This window comes from Sphingobacterium cavernae (genome assembly GCF_008520265.1).
GTDB classification, from domain to species: Bacteria; Bacteroidota; Bacteroidia; order Sphingobacteriales; family Sphingobacteriaceae; genus Sphingobacterium; species Sphingobacterium cavernae.
In genome coordinates this window covers 1-15,009 of record NZ_VIQM01000079.1, presented here as the reverse complement: position 1 = coordinate 15,009, position 15,009 = coordinate 1, and the positions used below count along the sequence as shown (strand labels likewise).

At 35.9% G+C, this 15,009-nt stretch carries 14 protein-coding genes; 5 read left to right on the top strand and 9 right to left on the bottom strand.

Annotated elements, in window-relative coordinates:
• Nucleotides 1–390 precede the first annotated feature (390 nt).
• The 3 genes from FLS47_RS15050 to FLS47_RS15040 all read left to right on the top strand — a co-directional run bounded on the left by FLS47_RS15050 (nt 391) and on the right by FLS47_RS15040 (nt 3,053).
• On the top strand, nt 391–744 hold the full coding sequence (locus FLS47_RS15050; protein WP_149915170.1) for a BlaI/MecI/CopY family transcriptional regulator: 354 nt from the start codon (nt 391–393) through the stop codon (nt 742–744).
• A 9-nt stretch (nt 745–753) separates the two neighbouring features.
• Nucleotides 754–2,313, top strand: coding sequence for a M56 family metallopeptidase (locus FLS47_RS15045; RefSeq protein WP_149915169.1), 1,560 nt, complete (start codon nt 754–756; stop codon nt 2,311–2,313).
• 119 nt (nt 2,314–2,432) lie between these two features.
• Nucleotides 2,433–3,053 carry a trimeric intracellular cation channel family protein gene (locus tag FLS47_RS15040; protein ID WP_149915168.1) on the top strand — a complete coding sequence of 207 codons (621 nt, stop codon included), beginning with the start codon at nt 2,433–2,435 and terminating at the stop codon, nt 3,051–3,053.
• On the opposite strand, the gene FLS47_RS15035 is transcribed toward FLS47_RS15040, so the two are convergent.
• The 7 genes from FLS47_RS15035 to FLS47_RS15005 form a co-directional block, all read right to left on the bottom strand.
• Nucleotides 3,048–4,343 (bottom strand): UDP-N-acetylmuramoyl-tripeptide--D-alanyl-D-alanine ligase, encoded by a 1,296-nt coding sequence (locus FLS47_RS15035; protein ID WP_149915167.1) that lies wholly within the window; start codon nt 4,341–4,343, stop codon nt 3,048–3,050. The two genes, FLS47_RS15040 and FLS47_RS15035, sit on opposite strands and share 6 nt — an antisense overlap.
• 78 nt (nt 4,344–4,421) lie before the next feature.
• Complete coding sequence (locus FLS47_RS15030) at nt 4,422–5,252, bottom strand: SMP-30/gluconolactonase/LRE family protein (protein ID WP_149915166.1); 831 nt, start codon at nt 5,250–5,252, stop codon at nt 4,422–4,424.
• 53 nt (nt 5,253–5,305) lie between these two features.
• The gene (locus tag FLS47_RS15025) at nt 5,306–6,049 is read right to left on the bottom strand and encodes an acyl-[acyl-carrier-protein] thioesterase (RefSeq protein ID WP_149915165.1); all 744 of its coding nucleotides are present in this window, start codon (nt 6,047–6,049) and stop codon (nt 5,306–5,308) included.
• A 13-nt stretch (nt 6,050–6,062) separates the two neighbouring features.
• Complete coding sequence (locus tag FLS47_RS15020) at nt 6,063–6,650, bottom strand: LOG family protein (RefSeq protein ID WP_149915164.1); 588 nt, start codon at nt 6,648–6,650, stop codon at nt 6,063–6,065.
• A 75-nt stretch (nt 6,651–6,725) separates the two neighbouring features.
• Nucleotides 6,726–9,137, bottom strand: a complete 2,412-nt coding sequence (locus FLS47_RS15015) for a TonB-dependent receptor domain-containing protein (RefSeq protein ID WP_149915163.1) — start codon at nt 9,135–9,137, stop codon at nt 6,726–6,728.
• Nucleotides 9,138–9,334: 197 nt separating this feature from the next.
• The gene (locus FLS47_RS15010) at nt 9,335–11,098 is read right to left on the bottom strand and encodes a PspC domain-containing protein (protein WP_149915162.1); all 1,764 of its coding nucleotides are present in this window, start codon (nt 11,096–11,098) and stop codon (nt 9,335–9,337) included.
• Between the two features lie 17 nt (nt 11,099–11,115).
• Nucleotides 11,116–11,460 (bottom strand): PadR family transcriptional regulator, encoded by a 345-nt coding sequence (locus FLS47_RS15005; RefSeq protein WP_149915161.1) that lies wholly within the window; start codon nt 11,458–11,460, stop codon nt 11,116–11,118.
• A 166-nt stretch (nt 11,461–11,626) separates the two neighbouring features.
• Between FLS47_RS15005 and FLS47_RS15000 the strand changes: the two genes are divergently transcribed.
• Entirely contained in the window at nt 11,627–12,016 is a 390-nt protein-coding gene (locus tag FLS47_RS15000; protein ID WP_149915160.1) for a VanZ family protein, read from the top strand.
• A gap of 110 nt (nt 12,017–12,126) precedes the next feature.
• Here the strand turns inward: FLS47_RS15000 and FLS47_RS14995 are convergent, their stop codons facing one another.
• Together FLS47_RS14995 and rlmN are read right to left on the bottom strand one after the other, a co-directional pair.
• A complete protein-coding gene (locus tag FLS47_RS14995; RefSeq protein WP_223225335.1) occupies nt 12,127–12,753 on the bottom strand; it encodes a ComF family protein in 627 nt (208 codons plus the stop codon).
• A 98-nt stretch (nt 12,754–12,851) separates the two neighbouring features.
• Complete coding sequence (gene rlmN, locus FLS47_RS14990) at nt 12,852–13,907, bottom strand: 23S rRNA (adenine(2503)-C(2))-methyltransferase RlmN (protein WP_149915159.1); 1,056 nt, start codon at nt 13,905–13,907, stop codon at nt 12,852–12,854.
• A 152-nt stretch (nt 13,908–14,059) separates the two neighbouring features.
• Between rlmN and FLS47_RS14985 the strand changes: the two genes are divergently transcribed.
• A complete protein-coding gene (locus FLS47_RS14985) occupies nt 14,060–14,884 on the top strand; it encodes an N-acetylmuramoyl-L-alanine amidase (protein WP_149915158.1) in 825 nt (274 codons plus the stop codon).
• The last annotated feature ends 125 nt before the right edge of the window (nt 14,885–15,009 follow it).

The window sequence follows — 15,009 nt, the reverse complement described above, 5'->3', positions numbered from 1 at the left end:
TTTTTGTCTTCCCTTCGTTTCCGTCGGGACTGCAAAGGTAGAAACTTTATTTTAATCCGCAAATTTTATTTGAAGATTTTTTTTCGTTTTGTTTTTCCCGATTTCTCAGTTTAAACAGTCTCTAACCCCCGTATTTCATGTTCCGAAGAACCGCTCCCCCCTTGCGGAGTGGTGCAAAGATAGGAACATTTATATATCACTTCAAAGCTTTAGCGTGAATTAATTTTCTAATTTGAGTTAACTCACTGAAAGATTGAAGGGTAAAATTATAAGAATAATATAAAATTCTGCCTAATGTTAAATTTTACTAAAAATGCATTAATTATTTTTAAAATACGAAACCCTTCGTATATTTGATGTACGAAAAGATTCGTAGTTAAAGCAGCGATTATGAAACCGACAGAAAGTGAGTTGGAGATATTACAAATACTATGGGACAGGCAACCATGCTCCGTAAGAGAGGTTCATGAATCCCTAAAAAGAAAAGATATAGGTTATACAACTACATTGAAATTGATGCAAATCATGCTTGAGAAGAAACTAGTAACTCGAGACACCAGTTTAAAAAGTCATTTATATAGCACGGCTATCAATAAAGAAGCTATAGAGCATCAATACCTTAATCGCATGATTGAAACCATTTATAATGGCAACACCTCGAGATTAATCATGCAAGTACTCGGTAATCATAAAGCAAGTAAGGAAGAAATTGAATTGATAAAAAAGTATTTAGATAACTTATAAACCAATACTATGGAAAATGTTTTTCAATTATTAATCAATGCTATGGGCTGGAGCATGGTTCACTCCCTATGGCAAGGCGCATCTTTATATATTATACTGTATGGGTTATTCCTTATATTTTATAATTGGAGTCCAGACACCAAGTACAAAGTTGCATATTTTTTTCAAAGTCTAATTTTTATTAGTTTCATCACAACATTTGTAAAGACTTTCAATATTTCAACAGGTGTAAGCTTGCCAAATAGCACTTCACAAGAAGTGTTTTATAGTTATATTGACAAATTGCAAAACTCAAATTGGTCAATTACAAAACTCTTTCCTTACATGGTAATAATATATACCATAGGAATAATAGTACAAACATTCCTTTGCATCAAGAGCTTCGACTGGCTTAAGAAAATTAAACAAACAAGTTCACAGATAATTCCTACGGAATGGTTAAACATACTAGAAGAAATTAAGAACAACCACAACATATCTTCGAAAGTTCGCCTATTAACTTCACCTAAAATAGAAAGCCCAATAACCATCGGCTTTTTGAAACCTTTAATCATTTTTCCAACAGCATACATTAATAGTATTTCGACCGAAGAAGCGGAAGCCATTTTATTACATGAAACAGCTCATATTAGAAGACATGATTATCTCTTCAACATCATACTCATTAGTATTGAAACTACCTTGTTTTTTAATCCTTTTATTTGGCTTGTAAGTAGACATATTAAAGTCGAAAGAGAGCAGTCCTGTGATGATTTTGTAATTATACATATTCCTAACCCAATTATATATGCAAAGACATTATTGCATGTAGAAGTATTAAGAAATGCACACCAAACAACCCAAGCATTAGCATTGTCGGGAGACAACAAGTACGATTTATTAAATAGAATCAAAAGAATAAACAAACAAATTATGGAATCCAAATATACATCCTATAAACAGCAATTAGGAGTTATAATATGCGCATCCTTAACATTCATCTTTATTGCTTGGGCTAACCCTAATAATAAACAAAATCAACAGGTGGCAATCAATGAAATCGTGATTTCGAAAATAGAAAATATCGAAACTATTGATACCACAATAGCTAGAGCAGAACAAAGGTCAATGCCAGTAAAAAAGAAAACACTATTAAAAGATACTTCTACGATTATTGTCAATGAATTTGAAAAAAATGAAGAAATTAAGCCCAACAAGCATATTGAATCAGTAGAAAAATTACTTAATTCAAAAAACTTCAAAATAATAATAGCGAATATTGAAGAAGGAGCTAATGCCATTGAAAGGAAATTAAACTCCACAGAATGGAAGGACAAAATCACTAAAATAGAGCTTAAGACTCGAGAAAGCTTAGATGAATATTATAATTCTGAAGAGTGGAAAGACAAAATGGCACAAATAGAGATTAATACGCAAAAAATACTTGAGGAAAAATTTAATTCTCCAGAATGGAAAGATAAAATGGCTAAAATCGAAATTAAAACGCAAAAAATTCTAGAAGAAACTTTTAATTCCCTAGAATGGAAAAAAAAGATTCAAGACTTGGAAAAACTACATAACTCTAACTAAGTCAAAATGCACATAAAAAAGTACACTTCCACATTTACCTGAAAGCCGAATCTACCGAATTTGATTCGGCTTTCTTTTAATGTTGATTTTATGTATTATTGTTCCTCAAGATAACCGATATGAATATCATTTATGCTATTGACCTTTTAGGAACTATGGTTTTTGCTATTTCTGGCGCGATGGCAGGGCATAGAAAGGGTATTGATATATTCGGTTCTACTTTCATGGCATTTGTAACAGCTATTGGAGGAGGATCATTGCGTGACATATTCTTAAATATTCGACCTGTCTGGGTAGAAGATGGCAATTATCTCTTGGCTATATTCGTTGGTGTCTTTATTTCAGTTATTGCGAACAAACAACTTTACAGCCTAGCTAAAACATTAACCTTATTTGATGCGATAGGTATTGGCTTCTTCACGGTAGTTGGAACACAAAAATCCTTAGATTATGAATCCAGCAGTATTGCAGCCATCATGTTAGGAATGTTTTCTGCAGCTATGGGCGGTGTGATTCGCGATGTATTGATAAATGAAACCCCTCTTATTTTACGAAAAGAAATATATGCTTCTGCTTGCCTGTCGGGCGCATTACTTTTTGTGTTACTTAACTATTGGAATGTTGACAACGGCTGGAATGCCTTCATAAGTGCTTCACTCGTTTTCTTGATCCGTATAGTATCGGTAAAACACAATCTTTCCTTACCGGTTGTCGAAATGAAAAAAGACGAAGGGTTATAATACTTCCAACAATTTTTCAAAAGTCATTCCGCGTGAAGCTTTCAATAGGATAAAACTATCGTTGATTTCAGCAACCGCAGCTTTAGCTTCATCAGTAGTCTGATAAAACTCAGTAGAATCATCGCGGTGGAGATAAAATTCTTTGCCAACAAATATCAATCTTTCAAAACCAAGAATTTTTGCTTTTTGAACCAAAGCTTTGTGCTCTTCAAAAGACTCATTTCCCAACTCAAACATATCCCCCAAAATCACCACTTTGTGGTCTGCGGTCAACACCTTCATATTGTCCAATGCAGCCGCCATACTACTCGCATTAGCGTTGTAAAAATCCGCAACAATCATGTTTCGTGATGTTTGGGTAATCTGCGAACGGTTATTTTTTGGTACATACGACGCTATTCCTTCATTGATCTTAATAGGATTCATCCCAAATTCAAGACCAATGGCAATTGCAGCTAATATATTTTCGGTATTGTACGAGCCTGTTAGATGCGTATAAACTTCATAAGATTCAGATTTATCACCTTCTTTCCAAGCGATAGAGAGGTAAGGGTTAGCCATTAAAAGTTTACCTACAATATTATTCGTTTCCGAGAAACCATATGTAATCACCTTTTTAAAATGACGTTGTGCAGCCATTTCTACTAAATGAGCATTATCTGCTTGTAGAAATAAAGTTCCTTTGTTTACAGATAGAAGATCATAAAGCTCACCTTTTGTTTTTTTAACTCCCTCAAAAGATCCAAAACCTTCTAAGTGCGCTTTTCCAACATTGGTAATAAAACCATGTGTCGGACGTGCGATATTCGCCAAAAACTCAATTTCACCAACATGATTTGCTCCCATTTCTATGATTGCTATTTCGTAAGAATCGTCTATGGACAACAACGTCAAAGGCACGCCAATGTGGTTATTTAAATTACCTTGCGTGGCATAAGCACGAAACTGTTGCGATAAAACCGAATAAACCAACTCTTTTGAAGTTGTCTTACCGTTTGTTCCTGTAATTCCAACCACAGGAATAGCTAATTTTTGGCGGTGATACAACGCCAAATCTTGCAACGTCTTTAAAACGTCTTCAACTAAAATATATTGATCGCCGTTAACAAACACTTCTTCATCCACTACGACATAAGCTGCGCCATGCTCCAAAGCTTGAGAAGCAAATGCATTTCCATTAAAGCTTGCACCTTTCAGCGCAAAGAAAATACTGTTTTCTTTAATATTGCGTGTATCAGTAGAAATTACAGGATATTGCTTATAGATATCGTAAAGAGTCTTAATTTGCATAACAACAAAATTTTAGTACGACAAATGTAGTAATCTTATGTCCTTGTGTAAATAAAAAAAGGAGCAATGCTCCTTTTTTTATTTCAATTTATATGCAACAACGCTATTGCTGTTAAATTTAGGGATATAGAGAATACTTTCTTTCTGGTTATAGCCCAGATCTGCGGTATTCATTTTGCCTTGCACATCAAGCATCTTTTGAATCTCTCCATTCGCTTTCACATAATAAACAAGACCCACCCAGCAGGTAACAATATAATCTCCATTTCCAACTGGTTCCAAGCCGTCACCACCTTGATCAAAGCCTTTTGTGAAAACTGTTACTTTTTTGTTGGTGTCAATAGACCAAAATTCTTTTCCAGCAAGGGCCAAAAGATTACCACCTTCCGCCTTCAATCCATTCACTGAGGGAACATTGTCCAAATACAACGAAGCTTTACCATTTCGCAATTGAAAAATCTTATTTTCTCTCGTATCCGAAATGTAAACGATACCTGAATCATCCACTGTTACATCATTCAAAAAAGTCGATCCTTCCACTGGAATCTCATCAATGACATTACCAGTAACCACATCTACGACTATCACATCCGTAATATCAGCAATGTATAATAATCCCTTATGAATTGCTAATCCTTTCGGTGCATTCAATCCAGTAACCCAAGTTGCATTTTTGATTGAACCATCGGTATTCAATAGCGCAACTCCTCCTTTACCGTCTTTCTCACTACCAGATCCATCAATCAGTGAAACAAATAAAACATTGTCCTTTGGGTAATACAAAACCGATTCTGGTGTTGGAAGCTGTTCTTTAGATTCCCAAATAACTTCTATTTTCTTTTCCTGCGCATTTGTCAATTGAACGCCTAAAACAGCAAAAAAGATAAGCAATTCATTAATTTTAATCATGATTTGTTTTCTATTGGTTGATTAATTGTAAATATATGAATTTCAAAAGAATCCTAAGACTGTAATTCAAAAACACAAGCGAAGCAAATTTGTTCACCCTTAACGATTTTAAAACTAATTTTGTTGTCAAAACTTCCTTTTTGAATGGAAATAGTATCGTTGAAACTTAACTCTTTGATGAAGTTGAGGTCAATTGCTCGTATCTTGTTTTTTAATATCAAGCTTGGATCTACATAATTAATGCACCATTCCAGATACTTCGTGTTATTCACATGATTCACGATATCTAAATCCGAAAATTGTACGACTTGTGTATAAATTTCCGATACTTCAAATGAAAGATCGATACGCTGATTTGCAAGTTCTGTAGCATGTTGATTTGGATATTGTTCTATATATGACGTATCAAATGGCAACATGTCCGGTCTTCTGGTTTTCATATTGAAGATTGCCCATAATGAGGTAACAGCTAACAGCTTCTTGCCTTCACGTGAAACTTCAAAATCCCGCGTTGATTTAAACCCTTTTAATTCCTGAATCCAAGTCTTCACCTCTACATCTTGCGAAAATCTAGGCAATTCTTCAATCTCAATGCGCATACGATTCATTACCCAAGACTGATCGTACAGGGATAAATCATCAAAACCAACAGCACCCAAGTCAGCATGTTCCGCCGCTGTCAATTGCAGTATGTTTGCTAATTCGGGAAATTTTATAGCGCCATTGGGGTAACATTGGGAAAAATAAACTTCCCAATTTTTGTGGTGTATTGACTTGAAGTCTTTAGATAATGGCATAGCTCTTCTCCTTTTAACTATTTTCTTTGTTTAGCCATTTTGGTACATCGGGCGCTACATAGGCATTCATTTTCTGCACTAATTCTTCGATATTATCTGCAACCAAAAGCATTTCTTCATTTTGCTTATTCAAAAGCCCGACCTCAACCATATTGTGTATAAAAGCAATCAAATGATCATAAAAGCCATTAATATTTAGCAATCCTACAGGCTTTTGATGCAATCCTAATTGTGCCCAAGTAATCATTTCGAACAACTCCTCCAAGGTCCCGTACCCTCCAGGAAGCGCTATTATTGCTTCACTCAAGTCATTCATCATCATTTTGCGCTGATGCATATTCTCAACTGCAATCAATTCAGTGACGCCAGAATGGCCAATCTCTTTACTATTCAGAAAATGCGGAATAACACCAATGACTTTGCCGTTATTCTCCAGCGCACCATCAGCAACAGATCCCATTAATCCTACTCGACCGCCTCCGTACACCAAAGTAATATTCTGCTTCGCTAGATATTCGCCTACGCCATATGCTTTTTGCATCCATACCGCATCAAAGCCTGGGCTCGACGCACAAAAAACCACTATACTTTTGAATTTCATAATACAAAACTAAATAAAAAAGACCGCAGACATTTTCAGTCTACGGTCATCTTTAAGAATGGCAAGGCCTTCCTTTTACAAAGCTCTTTCTTTCTCTTCGCTGCTGTCATTGACCCTGCGAATAGATTGCTTTAGATTGCCAAACTTGTAAGTCAACGTAAGTCTTACCGTTTGACTATCGCGGTACTGATATATTCTAGAATTAAATTCCTTGAATTCTGTAAACACATTATTGTGGTTGGTATGGAATATATCCGTTACAGCTAATTTTAATGAGGTCCGTTCGTCTTTCAAATTGTATGTAGCACCAATATCTGTACCCCAACGTCGTTGAATTTTATACATATTGTAGATGAAAGGCGAATTATAACGTAAAGACATTTCGCCAGACAACTGTTTACTAAATCTGAAACTGTTGTTCATATTCGCTTGGATAAATGCAGACCCCAAATTCACATCATATCCCGATATTGGCCCTTTAAAGTGCATATAGATTCCTGTGATATTATTGAACATCGTCCAAACCTTGCCAATGCGATAAGGAATACTCAAGTTGATATATGAGGTAGTTTGTTCACCCAAATTCTCACGTGTAATCCACGTAGTTTTTAATACGGTGTCTTGACCAAGGCTTTCTGTCATTGCACCTTTGGTGATATCATGACCTAATGCAATATTAAAACGCTTATATAAAGTATAGTTTAATGCAAATCCATCTGTATACTGTGGGTTCAAATACGGATTACCTTTATTGTATGTTCTTTTGTCCACATAATATTCAAAAGGATTCAAATTTCTGTAATTTGGACGAGAAACCTTACGCGAATAACTCAATGCAAAGACGTGGTTTTCATGCGCATTATAGGACAATGAAGCGGATGGAAATAAGTCAAAATAATCGCGCTTTACTTGTTTATTTTGTGTAATAGAATGACCATCTGAGATTGTATATTCACCCCTTAAGCCCGCTTTGATTCCCCATTTTTTGATATTGGTACTATAATCGAAATAACCCGCTAAAATCTGTTCTTCGTAATTAAATATATTTGAGCGGTTTGTGTTATTTTGCCAATTTGAACCTACAAGATTTTTGAAGTTAACATCATTATCAGACTGCACATTGCTATACTTTACGCCTGTTTCTATGTTTCCCTTTCCTAATTTTTGCGTGTAATCTAATTTCGCTGCCAAGATTTTAATGTCTACACCGAATGTACTTCTCTCAAATTCCGGAGCGTACATTAATGTTTCGCCATCGCCAAAATAAGAGAAGTACCCGTAATTCAATATCGAATTGGTCTTGAAAGTACTATAATCAACATCTGCTGTCAATTTCTTACCCGTAGTATCAATCACAAACTCATTGTTGATATTTACCGAATAGCGATTGAATTTTTCATCATTATTATTGTCTGAAACCATTATTGAATCCACCGAACTATTAGGACGAGACATCAATGTAGTCCCTGGAGTCAATTGATTTTCCTTATTATTTGCGCCATTAAATTGAATCATAAAGGTATTACGCGCAGATGTTTTTTGCTCAAAGCCCACTTTGTAATTATGAGTTTTTTCTGCATTTTGGAATACAGATGACTGGTCAAAGTATGTATCGGCTAATTTATTGGGTATAGTTCGCGTAATGCGAATATTCTCGTTATAATTATTATCCGCATAAGAATAGTTTGTGAAGAATGTAGAGTTGTTCTTTTTATAATTTACATTGAAGGACGAATTACCACGTAATTTCTCTCCCACAGCTCCACTTGCAATGAAAGATCCATTGAAGCCTTCCAAACGATTTTTCTTCATCACGATATTGATAACTCCACCCGATCCCTCCGCGTCATCTTTAGCCGAACGTGTAGTAGATAATTCAACACTTTTAATCTGAGCGCCATCCGTACTTTTCAATAATGTAGCCAGTTGTTCGCCGGTCATATAAGTCTGACGACCGTCTATGGTAACATTTACTCCTTGTTGACCCATCAACGAAATATTGTCATCTTTATCTACATCAACACCAGGAGCTCTTTTCAATACTTCTAAAGCATTATTTCCTGCGCTGATAGAAGAATTTTCTACGTTCATGACAAGTTTTCCATTGGTATGTTGTATTTGTGGTAATTGACCTTGTACAGTAACCGCTTCCAACTCTTTTGTCAATACTTGTAAAATAATATCATCGATGCTAACAGAATTTTCTGCAGCTTGAAAGACTGAAGATTCACCCTTCGCATAGCCTACAGCTGTGGCTTCAATTCTAAAAGTTCCTACAGGAAAACCCGATAGCTTAAATTGTCCTTTGTCATTGGTGACAGTAGATTTAATAAATCCGCGATTTGGCTCAGTAACAAGATATACTGAAGCATTGGCTATTGGCGCATTATGCGCATTCTTGATGTAGCCAGTAATAGTCTTTTGTTGCGCTACAGCGAGCTGCATACAAAGTATCATGCTACCTAATAGTTGTAAAAGTAATTTCATTTGTGTGGTTAGCTTCTGTAAAATATTCTTTTTATTTCTCCCAAAATTAGAGCGAAAAAGGACATGGAAGAATGCGTGTTAGATTAACAGAAGAAGTTATTCGGTGAAATAGTAATATTGGTCGGTAAAAAATTTGTCGCCTTCTATTTTTATTAAAAGGCGACAAATTAATTGCTTTTTATTTTTGATGTAGAAAATTAATTTACAGTAACAGTTACACGCTCTGCAATTTCCTTTGCTTCTTTTTCAATTTTGCGTGCATGCTCTTCTGCTTCTTTAGCATGTTGTTCAGCCTTTTTAACCAATTCCTCTACCGAACTTTCTGTTTCAGTTTTCTTGCTGATAGGCAGAAATCTTGGGGTACACTGCAAACCAGTTCTTCCCATAATCCATTCTGTAGCTTTGATTTCTTCATCAGAATCATACGCTTGTTGGCAATCCCAATTTGAAATGTTTCGCAATTTATAACTAATAGAATTATCTACCACCACACGCGATCCTACAGGCAAATAGAGTGTAGCCGATACAGATTGATCTCTGTATTTTCTATTTGGGTTGATACCAAAATGCGAATTAAAAACTATTTTGTCGTCTGTCTGATTAGCCAAATAACTGATTTCAGCAGCATTTGTAGTCGCTACTTGATATGTTTTTCCACGTGCAAAATAATTATACTGGATATAAGGTTTTGCCAAAGAATCTATACTTTCAAAACTTATGCTTATATCATTTCGCAAAGCATATTCTAAATCTTCTCCATTCAGTTCAATTTTAAATTTTTTACCTTCTTTATCTGCTGCAGAAGCTTCTATAAGACGCACATCTTTTTCTGTGATATAATACACTTTACGCTCACTTAAAGGCCTTTCTACTTTTATGGTGCTGGATTCTTTGAATTCCTGCGCACCTATAAAGCTGAAAAATATTACTGCAATAATGGAAGAAATCCATGTTGCCCACAAGCCTAACGAGAAATAATGATTCATCGGTTGTGTCTTAAATAACAGACGGACCATTAATTGAAATAAAGCTAAGAATGGAATAGCGATCGCCAAAGTTCCGGCTACTAAGGCTACGATTGCTTGCGGTGTATTCAAAAATTCTGTTCCTGGAAAAACCATTTCACGTTGATAGCCCAATATGCCTGTGATGAATCCAATACAAGCGATGGCTAGACCGAAAATTGTCAAGGCACAGAACACCAAAATCAAGAAGCCAATTAGTCTTCCGAACCCTCTGCCCACTCGTGATACACCATTCCCTACAGCAGCAGTTCCTTTCGAAAATTCTCTTTTCACTTTAGAAATATGAGGGTTCAAGCCTTGGATTTCTTCATCAAAACTCTTTTTAAAATTCTGCAATGTTGGTAACTCCCCTTTCATTGCCATTTTGTCGGCACGAGAAACCGCCTTTGGCATCACAACCCAGAGAATCAAATATAACATAATCCCAGAACCGCCAAATAGAAAGAAACACACAAAAATCACGCGCATCCATTTCGTTTCCATATTGAAATAGGCTCCCAAACCACTACATACGCCACCAAAAATTTTATCATCTGGATTACGCATCAATTTTTTCTCCGAAAAACTTGCACTTGCATATTGAGCGGTTGTATGCTCTGATGTAGATTGCTCACCAGTAGATTCGTTTTCCGTAGAATCAAAACTTGGTTGGTCTATCAATTCTTCTTCCTCGCCTTCAAAGTCACTAACCTTCCCCATCTGGCTAATGACATGATTCACATCATCCATCGAAATGACTTCCTTACGTCCAACCTGAATTTTCTCGGAGAACATTTCAGCAATACGATTTTCGATATCTTGAAGAATCTCTTGGCTGTCTGAAGATTTTCCAAAATGTCTTTTGATATCAATCATGTAAGAACGCAATGTTTCGTAAGCCTCTTCTTCAATGTGAAAGACGATACTATTTATATTGATGATGATAGTTTTATTCATGGTATTAGATTTTTGTATTAATTGTTAGATTCTTTTCTTCCTTGCAAGGATGTTTCTACCGCATAGACTAATTCTTTCCACGTATTGTCTAGTCTTTGCAAAACTTCAAGACCTTCGGGTGTAATTTGATAATATTTTCGAGGAGGACCTGACGTTGATTCTTGCCAATTGTAGCTCAACAAACCATTATTTTTTAGTCGAGTAAGCAATGGGTATAATGTCCCCTCCACCACTAACAGCTGTGCGCGTTTTAATTCCGCAATTATATCCGATGCATATATTTCGCCTTTCGAAATAATCGAGAGAATACAGTATTCTAGTATCCCTTTTCGCATCTGCGTTTGTGTATTTTCCGCTATCATAACAATACAAAGTTATATCCTTTGGATGGTACTTTGCAATACATAGTAGTATACAAAATTACAACGCGCTGATTTCCAGTGAAATAATTTTTAATGCGACTGTATTTAACTACAAAAATTTGTTAAGAATTAGGATTTCTTACTGATTTATAACACTTTTGCGTCGATGAAATATTTTTTTAGCTATATCTGGGCTATAGTATGGGGTATTATTATGCTTATACTCCTATTGATGCCCTCCAATGATTTACCTGATCTTAAGCCCTACTATATTTTTCCTGGTGTAGATAAAGTCGTGCATATCGGAATTTTCTATATTTTGGCAATGTTATTATACTGGGAATCAGCAATGAAGTCCAAGTGGAAAGGCAACAAATGGGTCACTGTAGCAAAGGTAGTCTTGAGTACAGTAATTTTTGCTTTCTTAACAGAAGAAGCGCAGCGACACGTCTCGAGTCGTACTGCAGACATGTTTGATATTTACGCTGATTGTATAGGTATTGGAATGGCAACATTCTCATTCTTAATTTTATATAGAAAAGAAAAAGAAGCATGAAAAAATGGTTAATATTTGCGGCGATGTTACTTGTTGTAGCATCGGGAATACAGTCTTGTGGTGTAAATAACTGTGGATGCCCTAAACCGTACACACCAAAAAAAAGATAATTAGGCTCTTGCGATAGTAGCGATCGATACTGTTGCGCCACTCGCAATTAGTAAACTGGCTGCCTCGCAAATCGTAGCGCCAGTGGTTAATACGTCATCCACCAAAAGGATATGTTTACCCTGTAAAGTCTCTTTAATGTTTAAAGCAAACACGTTTTTGACGTTATCATAGCGTTCAGTTTTCGTTTTCTGTGTCTGGCTTACAGACAGAACTTCTCGCAGAAGTATGATCTGTCGTAATGGAATATTCAATCCCAAACTTAATCCTTTAGCAAATTCTCCCGCCTGGTTATATCCTCGTTTTCTAAGTTTCGACCTGTGAAGTGGAACGGGAATTATATAATCAACATACTGTGGTATGCTCGTGATTTTATGCGCATACAATTTTCCGAGAAAAACGCCAATTTCAGGTTGGTTTTTATACTTCAGTTTATGTAATAATGTTTCTACTGGAGAAGATTTTGCTAAATGTAGCATGGAAAAAGCATGGTTAAATTCTATCTTTCCCCACAATTGACGTGCTGTTTCATTATTATCATCCAGGTGAAAATCCGTAAAAGGGAGGTGATAAAGACATTTAGTACATAACATTTCTTCGGATACGAATAGATTCGCCTCGCAAGCCATACATAGCCGAGGAAATAGCAAATGCAAAAAACCGTTGAAATAATACCTCAACAACATAAGAGAATACAATTAGTTCGTATTCTTTAAGTTAAGAAAAATTAATTGGATTCTTCTTTGATAGCTAATTGACCACAAGCGGCATCAATATCTTTACCACGGCTTCGGCGCACATTCGTTATAACCCCTTGACTACGCAGGTAATTCGCGAATGCGTCAATCTTATCCGCTTCAGCATTTTCGAAATCAGCCAAAGAAATAGGGTTATATTCGATGATATTTACCTTACAAGGTACATTTTTACAGAATTTTGCCAACTCTTTTGCATCTTGAATTTCATCATTGAAATTATCAAAGACAATATATTCGAAGGTGATTGGATTTTTTGTTTTAGAATAATAATAACGCAGTGCTTCCGCTAATGCCTTTAATGAATTTTGCTCATTGATAGGCATGATTTCATTACGTTTCTCATCGTTGGCAGCGTGCAAAGACAACGCTAGATTAAAACGGACTTCATCGTCACCTAATTTTTTAATCATCTTTGCTATACCAGCTGTAGATACGGTTATACGTTTGGCTGCCATATTCAATCCATCGGGAGAAGTAATTCTCTCAATAGATTTCATCATGCCAGAATAGTTTAGCAAAGGCTCGCCCATTCCCATATAGACAATATTGCTTAATGGAATACCGTAATTATCTTTAGCTTGCTTATCAATCAAGACGACTTGATCGTAAATTTCATCAGCATTGAGATTACGCTTTCGATCCATGTAACCTGTTGCGCAGAATTTACACGTCAAACTACAACCCACTTGAGAACTCACACAAGCTGTCATTCGATCTGGCGTTGGAATAAGTACACCTTCTATAATATTTCCATCGTATAAAACAAAACTGCTTTTTATGGTCTTATCGGAAGATACTTGAGATTGCTTTACTTGCACATAATTGATAATAAAATTCGATTTCAACTTATCTCGCAAAGCTTTACTCAGATTACTCATTTGTTCAAAATCTGTTACTGATTTTTGCCAAAGCCACTCATAGATTTGTTTTGCACGAAAAGCTTGCTCTCCCATTTCTACCAACTTCTCTTTGATCTGATCAAGGGAAAGACTACGTATATCTATCAATTTTGTTGCTGTATTCACAGCACAAAGATAGGTAAATTTTTTTTCTGCTAAATCTCACTATATGAGTATAACATTCATATGACGCACAAGTAGTTAAACTCTTTGTCACTATGTGATTAAATCAATTTGACATATCTTCGTTATATTGCATCTATAATCTATTTAAAACAATGAAAAAAGCACATTTTATCCCTTTCATAATTGCGGCAGCACTGATTACATCATGTGGTGGCGGCAAATACGCGGCGACAGAAAAAGTTAACAAGAAGAAAGCCAAAGAATTTGCGGAATTATACCGAGAAGCTCCCGTTACGAGTCAATTAGAAAAGATTAATGCATCGGATAAAGAGTGGATTGGTTCTATCAATTTCGGAACGAGAAAACCAAATTATGTAATGATTCATCATACCGCGCAAGATTCCTTAGCACAAACGGTAAAGACATTCCATAGCGCACGTGCAGGTGTAAGTTCGCACTATGTTATTGGGCGTAATGGTAAGATAGTACAAATGGTAAATGACTTATACCGGGGTCATCATGCTGGTGCAGGTAAATGGGGTAACGACACCGATTTAAATTCTTCATCCATAGGAATTGAATTGGACAATAATGGAACTACAGATCCTTGGCCCGATGTACAGATTGATGCCTTGATAAGCTTATTGGCCTACTTAAAAGATTCATATAAAATACCACAAGCAAACTTTATAGGACACATGGATTATGCGCCTACACGCAAAAATGATCCTTCACGATTCCCTTGGAAAAAGCTATCGGACGCTGGATTTGGGTATTGGTATGACGATTACTTAGAAACACCTCCAGCGAATTTTGATGTACGTTTAGCGCTACGTGTAATAGGGTACGATGTAAAAAATCTTGACGCTGCGATCAAAGGTTTTAAACACCATTACATCCAAAAGGAAGCCAATACAGCGAATTTAAATGAGCAGGATTTAAAAATTTTATATTCTATTTTTAAGAAGTTTTTGTGATGTGAACTACCCATTTGCTAAAGACAAATGGGCTTCGGGCTTCACAGACTTGTGCTTTGTTGCCAAAGTCTTATTTGAGTCTCCGCCCGTGTAATCGCCAGTTCCTGACGATATTATTTTTAATC

What these genes read in the sequence shown, in the direction of transcription:
- FLS47_RS15035 (WP_149915167.1), bottom strand. Translation starts at nt 4,343, where the DNA reads ATGCAAATTAAGACTCTTTACGATATCTATAAGCAATATCCTGTAATT.
- FLS47_RS15025 (WP_149915165.1), bottom strand. Translation starts at nt 6,049, where the DNA reads ATGCCATTATCTAAAGACTTCAAGTCAATACACCACAAAAATTGGGAA.
- FLS47_RS15010 (WP_149915162.1), bottom strand. Translation starts at nt 11,098, where the DNA reads ATGAATAAAACTATCATCATCAATATAAATAGTATCGTCTTTCACATT.
- FLS47_RS15005 (WP_149915161.1), bottom strand. Translation starts at nt 11,460, where the DNA reads ATGATAGCGGAAAATACACAAACGCAGATGCGAAAAGGGATACTAGAA.
- FLS47_RS15050 (WP_149915170.1), top strand. Translation starts at nt 391, where the DNA reads ATGAAACCGACAGAAAGTGAGTTGGAGATATTACAAATACTATGGGAC.
- FLS47_RS15030 (WP_149915166.1), bottom strand. Translation starts at nt 5,252, where the DNA reads ATGATTAAAATTAATGAATTGCTTATCTTTTTTGCTGTTTTAGGCGTT.
- FLS47_RS14985 (WP_149915158.1), top strand. Translation starts at nt 14,060, where the DNA reads ATGAAAAAAGCACATTTTATCCCTTTCATAATTGCGGCAGCACTGATT.
- FLS47_RS15015 (WP_149915163.1), bottom strand. Translation starts at nt 9,137, where the DNA reads ATGAAATTACTTTTACAACTATTAGGTAGCATGATACTTTGTATGCAG.
- FLS47_RS15020 (WP_149915164.1), bottom strand. Translation starts at nt 6,650, where the DNA reads ATGAAATTCAAAAGTATAGTGGTTTTTTGTGCGTCGAGCCCAGGCTTT.
- FLS47_RS15000 (WP_149915160.1), top strand. Translation starts at nt 11,627, where the DNA reads ATGAAATATTTTTTTAGCTATATCTGGGCTATAGTATGGGGTATTATT.
- FLS47_RS14995 (WP_223225335.1), bottom strand. Translation starts at nt 12,753, where the DNA reads ATGGCTTGCGAGGCGAATCTATTCGTATCCGAAGAAATGTTATGTACT.
- FLS47_RS15040 (WP_149915168.1), top strand. Translation starts at nt 2,433, where the DNA reads ATGAATATCATTTATGCTATTGACCTTTTAGGAACTATGGTTTTTGCT.
- FLS47_RS15045 (WP_149915169.1), top strand. Translation starts at nt 754, where the DNA reads ATGGAAAATGTTTTTCAATTATTAATCAATGCTATGGGCTGGAGCATG.